Annotated in this window: 11 protein-coding genes; 6 read left to right on the forward strand and 5 right to left on the reverse strand. The window is 66.0% G+C overall.

Annotation, left to right across the window (positions count from 1 at the left end; genetic code table 11):
* Positions 1–26: 26 nt before the first annotated feature.
* The 3 genes from QF040_RS33790 to QF040_RS33800 all read right to left on the reverse strand — a co-directional run bounded on the left by QF040_RS33790 (position 27) and on the right by QF040_RS33800 (position 4,114).
* The gene (locus tag QF040_RS33790) at positions 27–1,763 is read right to left on the reverse strand and encodes a putative 2-aminoethylphosphonate ABC transporter permease subunit (RefSeq protein WP_429614534.1); all 1,737 of its coding nucleotides are present in this window, start codon (positions 1,761–1,763) and stop codon (positions 27–29) included.
* Positions 1,760–2,899 (reverse strand): putative 2-aminoethylphosphonate ABC transporter ATP-binding protein, encoded by a 1,140-nt coding sequence (locus QF040_RS33795; protein ID WP_429614535.1) that lies wholly within the window; start codon positions 2,897–2,899, stop codon positions 1,760–1,762. The genes QF040_RS33790 and QF040_RS33795 overlap by 4 nt, the downstream gene beginning before the upstream one ends.
* A gap of 177 nt (positions 2,900–3,076) precedes the next feature.
* Positions 3,077–4,114: a putative 2-aminoethylphosphonate ABC transporter substrate-binding protein gene (locus QF040_RS33800; RefSeq protein ID WP_429614536.1), complete on the reverse strand. Its 1,038-nt coding sequence runs from the start codon at positions 4,112–4,114 to the stop codon at positions 3,077–3,079.
* Positions 4,115–4,271: 157 nt separating this feature from the next.
* On the opposite strand from QF040_RS33800, the gene QF040_RS33805 reads away from it, so the two are divergent.
* From QF040_RS33805 to QF040_RS33825, 5 genes are read left to right on the forward strand one after another with little or no spacing between them, the layout of a single operon-like run.
* Positions 4,272–5,000 (forward strand): phosphonate utilization associated transcriptional regulator, encoded by a 729-nt coding sequence (locus QF040_RS33805; protein ID WP_429614537.1) that lies wholly within the window; start codon positions 4,272–4,274, stop codon positions 4,998–5,000.
* A 1-nt stretch (position 5,001) separates the two neighbouring features.
* Positions 5,002–6,228 carry a phosphonoacetate hydrolase gene (phnA, locus tag QF040_RS33810; RefSeq protein ID WP_429614538.1) on the forward strand — a complete coding sequence of 409 codons (1,227 nt, stop codon included), beginning with the start codon at positions 5,002–5,004 and terminating at the stop codon, positions 6,226–6,228.
* A gap of 29 nt (positions 6,229–6,257) precedes the next feature.
* On the forward strand, positions 6,258–7,706 hold the full coding sequence (gene phnY / locus QF040_RS33815; protein WP_013540187.1) for a phosphonoacetaldehyde dehydrogenase: 1,449 nt from the start codon (positions 6,258–6,260) through the stop codon (positions 7,704–7,706).
* A 10-nt stretch (positions 7,707–7,716) separates the two neighbouring features.
* Entirely contained in the window at positions 7,717–8,286 is a 570-nt protein-coding gene (locus QF040_RS33820) for a phosphonate degradation HD-domain oxygenase (RefSeq protein ID WP_429614539.1), read from the forward strand.
* Positions 8,287–8,295: 9 nt separating this feature from the next.
* A complete protein-coding gene (locus tag QF040_RS33825; protein WP_429614540.1) occupies positions 8,296–9,684 on the forward strand; it encodes an FAD-dependent oxidoreductase in 1,389 nt (462 codons plus the stop codon).
* Positions 9,685–9,744: 60 nt separating this feature from the next.
* On the opposite strand, the gene QF040_RS33830 is transcribed toward QF040_RS33825, so the two are convergent.
* Entirely contained in the window at positions 9,745–11,262 is a 1,518-nt protein-coding gene (locus tag QF040_RS33830; protein WP_429614541.1) for a CoA-acylating methylmalonate-semialdehyde dehydrogenase, read from the reverse strand.
* Positions 11,263–11,475: 213 nt separating this feature from the next.
* Positions 11,476–12,831 (reverse strand): aspartate aminotransferase family protein, encoded by a 1,356-nt coding sequence (locus QF040_RS33835; protein ID WP_307599260.1) that lies wholly within the window; start codon positions 12,829–12,831, stop codon positions 11,476–11,478.
* Between the two features lie 108 nt (positions 12,832–12,939).
* On the opposite strand from QF040_RS33835, the gene QF040_RS33840 reads away from it, so the two are divergent.
* Positions 12,940–13,908 (forward strand): LysR family transcriptional regulator, encoded by a 969-nt coding sequence (locus QF040_RS33840; RefSeq protein ID WP_429614542.1) that lies wholly within the window; start codon positions 12,940–12,942, stop codon positions 13,906–13,908.
* Positions 13,909–14,003 lie beyond the last annotated feature (95 nt).

A 14,003-nucleotide genomic window follows, 5' to 3' on the forward strand; every position in this document is an offset into this window, starting at 1 on the left:
GGAAATGAGAGAGAGGCGTTGTGTGTTCAGCCGCGGGCGAGGTTGCGCCAGGCCTGCGTGCGCGCGAGCAGCACGCGCGTGAGCAGCGAATAGGCGATGCACACGAGCGTCGAGGTGACCACGATCAGGCTCGCGAGCGCCGAGGCCGGGCCGATGTCGCCGGCGTCGTCCAGATGCATGATCGCGACCGAGGCGAGGATGGTCTCTGGCGTGTAGAGAAAGATGGCGCACGAGAGGCTGGCCATCGACACCACGAAGAAGTAGCGCCCGATATCGAGGATGGCCGGCAGGCACACCGGCACCGTCACCCGCAGGAAGGTCTTGAAGAACGGCACCTTGAGCGAGGCCGAGACGGCTTCGAACTCGTTGTCGATCTGCTTGAGCGCCGTCACCGCCGTGAGGTGGCTCGAGGTGTAGTAGTGCACCACCATCGAGATGATGAGGATCGCCATCGTCTGGTACAGAAAGTTCAGCGGGTTGGCCGGATGGTTGAAGAACATCACGTAGCCGAGGCCCAGCACCAGGCCCGGCACCGCCATCGACAGCACCGCCATCAGGTGCATGCCCTTGCGCATCAGACCCAGGTTGCGTGTCTTCTCGATCAGGTAGGCGCCGATGAAGACGATGAGCGAGCCGGCCACGGCGGTGACCATGGCCACCAGCAGGCTGTTGCCGTAGGCCGCGGCCATGTCGCTCTCGACCAGCACGAAGTGGTAGTGCTTGAGCGTGAACGACAGGTCGTAAGGCCAGAGCGAAATCAGCGAGGTGTAGATCGCCATGCCGATGGTGGCCAGCAAGAGGCCGCACACCACCGTGCAGAAGAGCGTGAGCACTGCATCGGCCACCTTGCGGCGCTTGGGGCTGTAGGGCACCGAGCGCGCGGTGAGCTGCGCCTTCAGCTTGCGCCGCACCACGTAGTCGATGACGAACGAGACGATCGAGGGCAGCAGCAGCAACATGCCCACCACTGCGCCGATGGAGAAGTTGTGCTGCCCCACCACCTGCTTGAACACGTCCACCGACAGCACGTTGAAGTTGCCACCGATCACCTTGGGCGCGCCGAAGTCGCTCACCACGTAGGTGAAGACCACCGTGGCCGCGCTGATGAGGCCGTACTTGCAGGAGGGCAGCGTGATCGTCATGAACTGGCGGAACGGCCGCGTGCGCAGCGCGGTGGCCGCCTCGTACAAGCGGCCGTCGGCGAGCGACAGCGCGGTGACCAGGATCATCAGCGCATGCGGAAAGGTGTTGTAGACCTCGGCCAGGATGATCCCCGGCGCGCCGTAGATCGACATGCCGCCCAGGAGGAACTTGAGCGCGCCCTGGTTGCCGAACCACTGCACGAACGAGATCGCCGACAGCAGCGAGGGCGCGAGCAGCGGAATCAGCGCGATGAGGCGGAACACCGCCTTCAGCGGTGCCGGCATGCGGCTGCGCGTGAGCGCGTAGGCGAAGACGAAGGCGATGGGCACCGAGATCATCACCACAGCCGCCGAGACCCACACCGAGTTCCAGGCCGCGCGCAGCAGGCTGGGCGTCTGGAAGTAGGTGATGAAGTGGGCGAGGCCGACGAAGCGGCCGTCCTTGTCCTGCACCGCGTGGGCGAGGATGGTCGCGAGCGGCGCGATGAGAAACACGAACAGCATCGCCATCACCACGAACAGGATGGCGCGCGCGATGATTTCGTCGCGGCTCCAGCGCATCGTGGGCCGCGCGGCGAACGACGAAGCCTTCACGGCGGAAGGGTGGGCCAGCGTGTTCATGGCTTGGGCGTGCGTGCGGCCGAGAAAGCGCGGATGCGGTTGGCGCGCAGCGCGATGTCGATGGTGTTGCCTTCGCGGATGTCCAGATCGTGCAGCTGGTTGAGCGAGAAGTGCAGGCCCAGCACCTGCCCATGCAGCGCATCGGCCGTCACCTCGGCGATGCAGAGGCCGCCGAGGAATTCGACCTTCGTCACTTTGGCCCGCAACCGGTTGGGCGTGTCGTCGCGCAAATGCTCGACCGCGCGGTCTTCCGGCCGGAGGTACAGGTTGACAGCCTCGCCGGGTTCGAAGGCGCCCTCGCAGGCATCGCATTCGAGCTCCATGTCGCCGACCTGGAAGCGGTGGTTGCCCAGCGCCACCGAGCGCAGCACGTTGACCTTGCCCACGAAGTCCGCCACGAAGGGCGTGGCCGGCTGTTCGTACACCTCCATCGGTGTGCCGACCTGCTCGATCACGCCGTGGTTCATGACCACGATGCGGTCGGCCATCGAGAGCGCTTCTTCCTGGTCGTGCGTGACCATGATGGTGGTGATGCCGACCTGCTTTTGCAGCCGGCGGATTTCACCGCGCAGGCGGATGCGCTCCAGCGCATCGAGCGCTGACAGTGGCTCGTCGAGCAGCAGCAGGCCGGGGCGCGTGGCAAGCGCGCGGGCGAGGGCCACGCGCTGCTGCTGGCCGCCGGAGAGTTGGCTTGGGTATTTATTGCCGGAGGTCGGCAGGCCGACGAGCTTCAGCAACTCTTCGACACGCGCCTTGATCTCGCCGCGCTTGGCGCGGCTGTTGACGAGGCCATAGCCGATGTTCTCGGCAATCGAGAGGTTGGGAAAGAGCGCATACGACTGGAACACGATGCCGTAGTCGCGCTTGTCCGGCGAGAGCCACGAGACGTCCGTGCCGTTCTGCAGGATCTGGCCGGCGGTCTGCGTCTCCAGGCCCGCGATGATGCGCAGCAGCGTGGTCTTGCCGCATCCCGAGGGGCCGAGAAAGCACAGCATCTCGCCGGGGTTCACGCGCAGGTGCACGTCGCGCAGTGCGCTGAAGGTCTCGAAGTCCTTGCGAACGCCAATGATCTCCAGCGCTGCGGGGGCGGCTGCGGACACGGGGCTGGTGATGAATCGGGTGTCGGTCATGTCCATTTTTCGCACTCGTCGTTGGCGCGCCACAGGGCTCGGCGTCGCGGATTTGAAAAAGGCCGTTGACGTATCGGGTTGCTTCGTGGGACACCGCGGAACCGGCTTCGCCGGGCCGCAGGTGTCGCCCCCGGTAGGGGGTTGGAGAAGCGACACGAAGTGCGCGCAGCCTGGGGGCGAGCTTTATTTCGGTTCGGCCTTGCCCTCGTAACGTTTGCTCCACTCCGCAAGGATGCGCTCACGGTTCTTCGCTGCCCAGTTGATGTCGTTCTTGGCGAGCAGCTTTTCGTAGTTGTCGGGAATGCCTTCGAGCTTCGACACCACCCCCGGATAGGCGACGACGGCCCACCAGCGCGCGCTGATCTGGTTGGCTTCCTTGCTGGCCATCCAGTCGGCGAAGCGCTTGCCTTGCTCCAGCTTCGTGCTGGTCTTCATGAGGCTGGTGGCCTCGATGTCCCAGCCGAGGCCCTCCTTCGGAAAGATCAGGTCGACCGGCGCGCCCGACTTCTTGACCTGGTGCGCGCGGAACTCGAAGGAGATGCCGATCGGGAACTCGCCAGCGCCTGCCTGTTTGCAGGGCTTGGAGCCCGAGTGCACGTATTGGGCGATGTTCTGGTGCAGCGCGTCCATGTACTTCCAGCCCTCCGCGTCGCCCATGTTCTGCAGCCAGGACGACACGTCGAGATAGCCAGTGCCGCTGGAGGCCGGATGCGGCATCGAGATGGTGCCCTTGTAGACCGGCTTGGCCAGGTCCTTCCAGCTCTCGGGCTTGGGCAGGCCCAGCTTCTGCGCTTCGACGCGGTTGAAGCAGATGGTCGCGGCCCATACGTCCATGCCGACCCAGGCCGGTGGGCGCGCGGTATCGGAATACGCGGGGTTCAGGTCCTTGAAGCCCTTGGGTTCGTACGGAAGCAGCATGCCTTCCTGCTGCAGCAGCGCAAGGCTGCTGGCAGCCAGGCCGGCCACCACGTCGGCCTGCGGATTGGCTTTTTCAGCGAGCAGCTTGGCGGTGACGATGCCGGTGGAGTCGCGCACCCACTTCACTTCGATGTCGGGGTTGGCCTTTTCGAATGCGTCCTTGTAGAGCTTCATGGCGTCGGTCTCGAGCGCCGTGTAGACCAGGAGCGGGGTCTTCTGCGCCCACGCCGCGCCGGCCATGAGGCCGAGCGCCGCAACACACAGGGCGGCCGTGAGACGGCGCGTGCTTTGTTTCATCGTCATCTGTTTCTCCTGAAGGGCTGGCTGTCACTGAGAGGGTGAAGGGCTGGCTTGGCGCAAGAGGGCGAGCGCCGTCCGGTGAACGCAATGTAGATTGACGATTGATGACTGTCAATAAAAAATTGTTGACAGTTTTCAATCCTTCGGGAAAATACGCCCCATGGTCACCAGCAATCACTCCGCCGCCCTCGCGTTCCTCCAATCCAGCTCGCTGCCGATGCTGATGCAGGAGGAAATCGAGCGTTTGATCATGACCGGCGAGCTCCCCGTGGGCAGCCGCATCAACGAGAGCGAGCTCTCGCAGCGCTTCAACACCAGCCGCGGCCCGATCCGCGAGGCGCTGCGCGCCCTCGAGGAAGCCGGCCTCGTGCGCAACGAAAAGAACCGCGGCGTCTTCGTGCGCGAAATCGCTTTCGAAGAAGCCGACGAGATCTACGAACTGCGTGAGGCGCTGGAAGAAATCATCGGCCGCCGCGTGGCGCTGGCCATCGCGCCCGACGCGATCGAGCGGCTGCGCGCCATGGTGGAAGCTATGCGCTCTGCCGCCCAGGCACAGGACGTGGAGCAATACGCGCAGCTCAACCTGCAGTTCCACGAGATCCTGCTGGACACCGCGGGCAGCAAGAAGCTCACCGAGACCTACAAGCGCCTCGTGAAGGAGCTGCACCTTTTCAGAATGCGCGCGCTCGACAGCGGCGGGGGCCTTCGGGTCTCGGCCGACGAGCACAGCCACATCGTCGAGGCCATTGCCAGCGGCAACCCCGAGACGGCGGGGCGCGCGCTGCGCGAACACGTCGCGGGCAGCCGCTCGCGCATGCACAAGGCCTTCGGCCGCGCCGATTCCGGCGCGACCTCGGCATCGAACAACCCACCCCAGAAGGAAGTCTGAAATGACACCGGAGACACTCGAAGTCAATGCCCGAAGCTATCGCTGGATGGCACGCCCCGTTGTGGTCGTGTGCGTGGACGGCAGCGAGCCGGCCTACCTCGATGCGGCCATCGCGGCCGGCGTCGCGCCGTACTTCGATCGAATGATCAAGTCGGGCGCCAACCTGCTGGGCGACTGCGTGGTGCCCTCGTTCACCAACCCGAACAACCTGTCGATCGTGACCGGCGTGCCGCCGGCGGTGCATGGCATCTGCGGCAACTACTTCTTCGACCGCGAGCTAGGCCAGGAAGTGATGATGAACGACCCCAAGTACCTGCGCGCCGGCACCGTGCTGGCCGCGTTCGCCGATGCGGGCGCCAAGGTCGCCGTGGTCACGGCCAAGGACAAGCTGCGCAAGCTCTTGGGCCACAAGATGAAGGGCATCTGCTTCTCGTCGGAAAAGTCGGACCAGGTGACGATGGAAGAAAACGGCATCGACAACGTGCTCGGCATGGTCGGCATGCCGGTGCCCTCGGTCTACAGCGCGGAGCTGTCGGAGTTCGTGTTCGCGGCGGGCGTGAAGCTGATGGAATCGCGCCGCCCCGACTTGATGTACCTCTCGACCACCGACTACGTGCAGCACAAGGCCGCGCCGGGCAGCCCCGCCGCCAATGCCTTCTACGCCATGATGGACGGCTACCTCGCGCAGCTCGATGCGCTGGGCGCCACCATCGTGGTCACCGCCGACCACGGCATGAACGACAAGCACGGCACCGACGGCTCGCCCAACGTCATCTATCTGCAGGACGTGCTGGACGAGTGGTACGGCGCCGGCGTCGCCCGCGTGATCCTGCCGATCACCGACCCGTACGTGGTGCACCACGGCGCCCTCGGTTCGTTCGCGACCGTGTACGCACCCGACGAGGCGCGCGTGGCGGGCTGGATCGACCGCATCCAGCGCGTGCCGGGCATGGAACTCGTGCTCTCGCGCAAGGACGCCGCGCAGCGCTTCGAGCTGCCGCCCGACCGCATCGGCGACATCGTGGTGGTGAGCGAGCGCAACACCGTCATCGGCACCGCGGCGAGCCGCCACGACCTGTCGGCGCTCGAAGTGCCGCTGCGCTCGCACGGCGGCGTGTCGGAGCAGCGCGTGCCGCTCATCTGCAATCGCCCTGTGACGGGCATCGCTGCGAGTCGGCGCCTGCGCAACTTCGATGCGCTCGACATTGCGCTGAACCACGCCCAGTAACCCGAACAGAGACGTCCCCGGAGCACACCATGAGCCAAGCCATCCTGAAGCCAGGCACCATCCACCGCGAAGCCCTGCGCATCGCCGGTGAACGCGTCCACCGCGACCGCACGATCGAGGTCACCTATCCCTACACCGGCGAAGTGATCGCCACCGTGCCCAAGGCCACGCTGGACGATGTGCGCAACGCCCTGCGCATCGCCCGCGACTACAAGCCCACGCTCACCCGCTACGAGCGCTACAAGATCCTGATGCGCGCGGGCGAGATCATCGCCTCGCGGCTCGATGAAATGTCGCGCGTGATCACGATGGAATCGGGCCTGTGCCGCAAGGACTCGTTGTACGAAGTGGGCCGCGCCTCCGACGTGCTGCTGTTCGCCGCCAACCAGGCACTGGTGGACGACGGCCAGGTGTTCTCGTGCGACCTCACGCACCACGGCAAGAGCCGCAAGGTCTATACGATGCGCGAGCCGCTGCTGGGTGCCATCACCGCCATCACGCCGTTCAATCATCCGCTGAACCAGGTGATTCACAAGGTGGCGCCGGCCATTGCCACCAACAACCGCATCGTGCTGAAGCCCAGCGAGAAGACGCCGCTCACGGCGTTCCTGCTGGCCGACATCCTGTACGAAGCGGGCCTGCCGCCGCAGATGCTGTCGGTGCTCACCGGCGACCCGAAGGAGATCGCCGACGAGCTGCTCACGAATGCCGACGTCGATCTCGTCACCTTCACCGGCGGCGTGCCCATCGGCAAGTACATCGCGGGCAAGGCCGTCTACAAGCGCCAGATCCTGGAGCTGGGCGGCAACGACCCGATCATCGTGATGGAAGACGCCGACGTGGAAGAAGCCGCCACGCTCGCGGCCAACGGCTCGTACAAGAACTCGGGCCAGCGCTGCACGGCAGTCAAGCGAATGCTGGTGCACGAGTCGGTGGCCGATCAGTTCGTCGAGCTGCTGGTCGCCAAGACCCGTGCGCTGAAGTACGGCGACCCGATGGACCCCGACACCGACATGGGCACCGTCATCGACGAAGCCGCGGCCAAGCAGTTCGAGGCCGTGGTCAACGAAGCGATTGCCGCGGGTGCCAAGCTGCGCTACGGCAACGAGCGCCGCGGCGCGCTCTATTCGCCGACGGTGCTCGATCACGTGGACCCGGAGATGACCGTCGCCAAGCACGAGACCTTCGGGCCCGTGTCGCCGGTGATCCGCTTCAAGAACATCGACGAGGCGATCCGTATTTCCAACGGCACGGCCTACGGCCTCTCGTCGGCGGTCTGCACCAATCGCCTCGACTACATCACGCGCTTCATCCGCGAGCTGAACGTGGGCAGCGTCAACGTGCGCGAAGTGCCGGGCTACCGGCTGGAGCTCACGCCCTTCGGCGGCATCAAGGACTCGGGCCTGGGCTACAAGGAAGGCGTGCTCGAGGCGATGAAGAGCTTCACCAACACCAAGACCTATTCGCTGCCCTGGTAATCGCAAGATCATGAGCCTGAGCCTTGACGACATCGTCGGCCTCTTCGAGACGAAGGGCCATGCGCAGTACGACGGCGAGCCCGTCACGCAACTGGAGCACGCCCTGCAGTCGGCGCACCTGGCCGAGCAGGAGGGCGCGGGCAGCGCGCTGATCGCGGCCTCGCTGCTGCACGACCTGGGCCATCTGCTGCACGACTTCGGCGGCACGCCGACGCAGCAGGGGCTCGACGACCTGCACCAGTACCGCTGCCTGCCGTTCCTGCGCGCGCTGTTCGGGCCGGCGACGCTGGAGCCGATCAGGTTGCACGTGGATGCCAAGCGCTTCCTGTGCGCGCGCGTGCCAGGCTATCTGGAGGCGCTGTCGCCCGACTCGAAGCGAAGCCTGCAACTGCAGGGCGGCGTCTTTGATGAGGCGCAGGCGAAAGCCTTCGAGGCGCTGCCTTATGCGATGGACGCGGTGCGCCTGCGGCAATGGGACGACACGGCCAAGCTGGCCGATGCCGACATGCCCGATCTTGCGCACTTCGTGCGCCATCTCGAAATCAGCGCCGCCGAGCACCGGCAGGCTCGTACTGTTTAAGGCACACGGATGCGCCCCTTCTGGATCGAACAGGCGCTCTTCAACGACGGCGACCTGGCCCCTGCATTGCAAGGCGAACAGAGCGCCGATGTCTGCATCGTCGGTGGCGGCTTCACCGGCCTCTGGACCGCCATCCAGGCCAAGCTGCAGGCGCCTGCGCTGGACATCGTCATCATCGAAAGCGACCTCTGCGGCGCCGGCGCGAGCGGCCGCAACGGCGGTTGCCTGCTCACCTGGTCGGCCAAGTTCCTGACGCTGCGGCGGCTGTTCGGCGAAGACGAAGCGGTGCGGCTGGTGAAAGCGTCGGAGGCCGCAGTGCAGCACATCGCCGACTTCTGCGCCGCGCACGGCATCGATGCCGAATTGCGAAAGGACGGCACGCTCTACACCGCGACCTCGCAGGCGCAGATCGGCACGCTCGATCCGATGATGCGGGCGCTGGAGGCGCGCGGTATTCATTCCTACCGCACGCTGCCGCCCGAAGAGGTCGCGCAACGTTCAGGCTCCGCGCGCAACCTGGCGGGCGTGTATTCGCCCATTGCCGCTACCGTGCATCCGGGCAAGCTGGTGCGCGGGCTGCGGCGCGTGGCGATGGCCATGGGCATCCGCATTCACGAGCGCACGCCGATGCTCGACTTCAGCACCGACCATCCGGTGGTCGTTCGCACACCCACCGGCAGCGTGCGCGCGAAGAAGCTGGTGCTCGCGATGAACGCATGGATGGCGAGCAAGTTCCCGCAGTTCGAGCGGACCATCGCCATCGTGTCGAGCGACATGATCATCACCGAGCGGTGCCCCGAGTTGCTGCGGCAGATCGGCCTCGCCGATGGCGTGTCGGTGCTCGACTCGCGCACCTTCGTCTATTACTACCGCAGCACGGTCGACGGCCGCATCATGCTGGGCAAGGGCGGCAACACCTTCGCATGGGGCGGCCGCATGGCCAAGGTGTTCGACGAGCGCTCGCCTTACGAAGCCGAGCTCACGCAGGCTCTGCATTCATTCTTTCCCGCACTGCGCGAGACGCCGATCACCGCGAGCTGGAACGGCCCGTCGGACCGCTCGGTGACCGGCTTTCCATTCTTCGGCAAGCTCGATGGCGCGCCGCACATCTACTACGGCTTCGGCTATTCAGGGAACGGCGTCGGGCCGACCTACATGGGCGGGCAGATCCTTTCGTCGCTGGTCCTCGACCAGGACAACGCGTGGACGCGCAGCCCGCTCACGCAAGGGCCCCTGGGCCAGTTCCCTCCAGAGCCCATTCGCTATGTGGGTTCGATCGTGGTGCGCAACGCGATCCGGCGCAAGGAAGAGGCCGAGGACCGAAGCCGGGCGCCCTGGCTGGTCGACCGGATGCTCAGCAGGTTCGCGAGCGCGGCGGGCAAAGCCGACAAGGCTTGAGAAGGTGTGAACGAACCCGCATGCCCGCTCATCCTGGGCAGGCACGCGGGGACTGCCGCATCAGCGGCTCGACGGAAACGCGAACACCGCGCCTTCACGCACGCCGGCCGAGGGCCAGCGCTGCGTGATGGTCTTGCGCTTCGTATAGAAACGCACGGCGTCCGGGCCGTAGGCATGCAGGTCGCCGAAGAGGGAGCGCTTCCAGCCGCCGAACGAGTGATACGCCACGGGCACCGGCAGCGGCACGTTGATGCCGACCATGCCGACCTGGATGTTGTCGCTGAACCAGCGCGCGGCCTCGCCGTCGCGCGTGAAGAGGCAGGTGCCGTTGCCGTATTCGTGTGCATCGATCATTGCCATGGCTTCGGCGAGCGTCTTCACGCGCACCACGCCGAGCACCGGGCCGAAGATTTCTTCCTGGTAGATCGTCATGCCGGGCTTCACGCCGTCGAAGAGGCAGGGGCCGAGGTAGTAGCCGCCGTCGTGGCCTTCGACCTTCACGCCGCGGCCGTCGACCACGAGCTTGGCGCCTGCTTCCACGCCCGCATCGACAAAGGCCTTGACCTTCTCGAAGTGCGGCTTGGTGACCAGCGGACCCATGTCGTTGCCGTTGTCGTTGCCGGGGCCGACCTTCATCTTGGCGATCTCGGCCTTCAGGCTCGCGACCACGGCATCGCCGGTGTCGTCGCCGACAGTGACGACCAGCGGAATCGCCATGCAGCGCTCGCCGCACGAGCCATAGGCCGCACCCATGAGCGCGCTCACCGCGTTGCCGATGTCGGCGTCGGGCATCACGACCGCGAAGTTCTTCGCACCGCCCAGCGCCTGCACGCGCTTGCCGTGCGCGCAGCCGGTGGTGTAGATGTATTCGGCGATGGCGGTGGAGCCGACGAAGCTCACGGCCTTCACGCGCGGATCGGTCAGCAGCGTGTCGACGGCTTCCTTGTCGCCGTTCACCACGTTCAGCACGCCGGGCGGCAGGCCTGCTTCGAGCGCGAGCTCGGCCACCAGCAGCGTGGAGGAGGGCGTGCGCTCCGAAGGCTTCAGCACGAAGGTGTTGCCGCAGGCCACGGCCATCGGCCACATCCACAGCGGAACCATCACCGGGAAGTTGAACGGCGTGATGCCGGCCGTGACGCCCATCGCCTGGAACTCGCTCCACGAGTCGATGGCGGGGCCGACGTTCTTGCTGTGCTCGCCCTTGAGGAGTTCGGGCGCGTAGCTCGCGTACTCGACGTTCTCGATGCCGCGCTGCAGCTCGCCGTGCGCGTCCGACAGCACCTTGCCGTGCTCGGCGGTGATCAGCGCGGCGATGCGGTCGGCGTTGGCTTCGAGCAGGGTCTTGAGCTTGCTCATCACGCGGGCGCGCTTCAGGGGCGGCGTGTTGCGCCAGGCCGGGAAGGCCGCCTGCGCCGAGGCGATGGCCTGCTCGACCGTGAGCTTGTCGGCGAGCGCGACGCTCTTGTCCGAGAACCCGGTGGCCGGGTCGAACACCGGCTGCACGCGGGTGCCGCCATCGACGCGCTTGCCGTCGATGAAATGGCCGATGGTGGCGGTGACGTTCTTGTCGTGTTGCATGGTCAGGGTCTTGATAGGGATGGAATTACTCACCACCCGTTCGGGCTGGAACACCACCCGTTCGGGCTGAGCTTGTCGAAGCCTTGCGCCCGTGTCGAACAGCCCTTCGACAAGCTCAGGGCGAACGGGGGGGGGCAAGGGCTCAGGCGAACGAGGGGAACGGACTCAGGGCGAACGGGAGGAAAGGACTCAGGGCTAAGGGGTGGAGGTTGATCAGTTGGTTTCGGCGAGCGCGTCTGCCAGGGCATTGACCATGCGGTCGATCTCGGCCTTCTCCGAAATGAACGGCGGCGCGAGCTGGATCGTGTCGCCGCCGTAGCGAACGTAGAAGCCTTTCTTCCAGCAGTTCATCGCGATCTCGTACGGGCGGCGGGCGGGTTCGCCCGGCAGCGCGGCGATCGTGAGGCCGGCGGCGAGGCCGTAGTTGCGGATGTCCGTGATGTGCTTGCTGCCCTTGAGGCTGTGCACCGCGTTCTCGAAGTGCGGGGCCAGCGTCTGCACGCGGCCGATCATGTCTTCCTTCTGCAGCACGTCGAGCGCGGCAATGCCCGCGGCGCAGGCCACCGGGTGCGCGCCGTAGGTGTAGCCGTGCGGGAATTCGAGCATGTAGTCGGCGCCGCCTGCCGCCATGAAGGTGTCGTAGATCTCCTTGCTCGCGACCACCGCACCCATCGGCTGCGCGCCGTTGGTCACCTGCTTGGCGATGTTCATGATGTCGGGCGTCACGCCGAAGGCTTCCGCGCCGGTGAGCGCGCCGCAGCGGCCGAAACCGGTGATGACCTCGTCGAAGATCAGCAGGATGTTGTTCGCGGTGCAGATGTCGCGCAGGCGTTTCAGGTAGCCCTTGGGCGGAATCACCACGCCGGCCGAGCCCGCGAAGGGCTCGACGATGACGGCCGCGATGTTCGACGCGTCGTGCAGCGCGATCAGGTCGAGCAGGCGATCGGCCAGCTCGGCACCGTTCTCGGCCATGCCGCGCGTGAAGGCATTCGATGCGAGCTGCGTGTGCGGCAGGTGGTCGGCCTCGACGCCCTGGCCGAAGAGCTTGCGGTTGGCCGCGATGCCGCCGACCGAGATGCCGCCGTAGTTGACGCCGTGGTAGCCCTTCTCGCGGCCGATCAGGCGCGTCTTGCTCGCCTGGCCCTTGGTCCGCCAGTAGGCACGCGCCATCTTCAGCGAGGTGTCTGCGGCCTCGGAGCCCGAGCCGGTGAAGAACACGTAGTCCAGGCCCGCGGGCGTGAGTTCCTTGATCTTGTTGGCCAGCTCGAACGAGAGCGGATGGCCGAACTGGAAGGCGGGCGAGTAGTCGAGCTTGGCGATCTGGCGGCTCACCGCCTCGGTGATCTCGGGGCGGCCGTGGCCGAGGCCCGAGCACCACAGGCCCGAGAGGCCGTCGAAGATCTTGCGGCCGTCGTTGTCGGTGAAGTAGGCGCCCTTGGCCTCCACGATGATCCGCGGATCGGCCTTGAAGTTGCGGTTACCGGTGTAGGGCATCCAGTGCGCTTCGAGCCAGGCGGCGTCGGTGCGCGCAGTGGGCGTCGGTTCGATGGCGGGCGTTGCGAGAGTCATGGCGCTTCCCGCACGCAGGCGGGCTCCGGGGGTGATGGGATGTGCCCGATTGTTGGCAGAGCCTTCGGTGTGGAGAATGGCGCAATATCAATGTTCACTTGACGATCCATGCAAGTAAAGGCCAAGGCTCCACAAGCCTCCCAAAACAGTGCCCCCAGCGCCCGAAACCGTGCGGTTCTGGGGCAGCTCAGCGACATGGACCTGCGCTTGCTCAAGGTGTTCAAGAGCGTGGTCGATTGCGGCGGCATGGCGGCGGCCGAGCTGGAGCTGAACATCGGAACCTCCACCGTGAGCCGGCATGTGAAGGACCTGGAGACGCGCCTCGGCCTCGTGCTCTGCCGGCGCGGGCGGGCGGGCTTCGCGCTCACGGCCGAGGGTCAGCGGGTGTACGACGAGACACTGCGGCTGCTGGCCTCGGTCGACGCCTTCCGCGGCAGCATCGACGACATCCACAACCGCATGGGCGGGCAGTTGGAGGTGGCGCTCTTCGACAAGACCGCGACCAACCCGAAGGCGCGCATCGGCGAGGCCATCGCGCGCTTCACCGAGATCGCGCCGGAAGTGAACCTCGCGGTGCACGTGGGCTCGATCAACGCGATCGAGCAGGGCGTGCTGGAGGGCAATTTTCAGATCGGCATCATCCCGGCGCACCGCAGCTCCAAGAGCCTCGTGTATGCGGACCTGTTCGACGAGACGATGCTGCTGTATTGCGGCAAGGGCCATCCGCTGTTCGACAGCCCGCACGCGAAGCTCACATGGTCGAAGCTGGGCGAGCATCACTTTGCGGGGCTCGGCTACCACTCGCCGAACATGGAACTGAGCCACCGCGCGAGGCTGTCGCGCAAGGCGACGGGGTTCGACCAGGAGGCGATCGCGACGCTGATTCTTTCGGGGCGATTCCTGGGTTTTTTGCCCGATCACTACGCGCAGGTGTTCGAGCAGCGCGGGCTCATGAAGGCGGTGCTGCCGGCGCGCTTCAACTATGCGTGCCGGTTCGTGAGCCTCTTGCGGCGGTCGCCGAAGCCGTCACGGGCGGTACTGGCGTTTCAGGCGTGCCTGGAGAAGGCGCACAGGTAAGGGACGATGGACTTGCTCCCTCTCCCGCTAGCGGGAGAGGGCTGGGGTGAGGGTATCGGCGATGGCAACGGGCACGCGGACGCGAAGGCCGGCGG

The sequence above is a fragment of the Variovorax sp. W2I14 genome (genome assembly GCF_050435205.1).
In the GTDB taxonomy this organism is placed as follows: domain Bacteria; phylum Pseudomonadota; class Gammaproteobacteria; order Burkholderiales; family Burkholderiaceae_C; genus Variovorax; species Variovorax paradoxus_C.